This is a genomic window from Robbsia andropogonis (genome assembly GCF_000970345.1).
GTDB classification, from domain to species: Bacteria; Pseudomonadota; Gammaproteobacteria; order Burkholderiales; family Burkholderiaceae; genus Robbsia; species Robbsia andropogonis.
On the sequence record NZ_LAQU01000257.1, the window covers coordinates 1 to 428 of the forward strand.

General features: G+C 55.4%; 1 protein-coding gene. It reads right to left on the bottom strand.

Annotation, left to right across the window (positions count from 1 at the left end):
- Positions 1 to 35: 35 nt before the first annotated feature.
- On the bottom strand, positions 36 to 428 hold a 393-nt coding region (locus WM40_RS32005; RefSeq protein WP_046154710.1), incomplete at its 5' end, for a hypothetical protein.

Consider the following 428-nt stretch of genomic DNA (forward strand, 5'->3'; position numbering starts at 1 on the left):
TTACGTCGAAACGCGAGCATAGCCGATCAACATGATTAGAACTTGGCTCGTGCAACTATCTGATGAATAGCCTCTAGAACTGGCTTCGCTCGCGCGTCATCAATCAGCGCTGGATTCCAGACCACGATCCAGCTCAACTCGTAGCTCAATGCCGCGCGCTCCTGTGGATCTCGGAAGAGAAACAGAACGCCATGAATATAGTTGCGAGGGTGCGGGTCGCCGGCAGCGACGACCTTGTGAAAGCACTTTACCCACTCAGCTTGCTCGGCCGTGAGTGTTGTCCCGTCACGCTCAAAGACTCCAATTATGGAGCGTTGACACGCGGGGTGGCCATGTTTTGAGGCGAGCTCGTTACCGCCGGCGGCCAAGAGGCAATCTGACCTGCTCCCCGCGATTGGTACGCGAATAATGTAGAGTCCGTTCCAAAG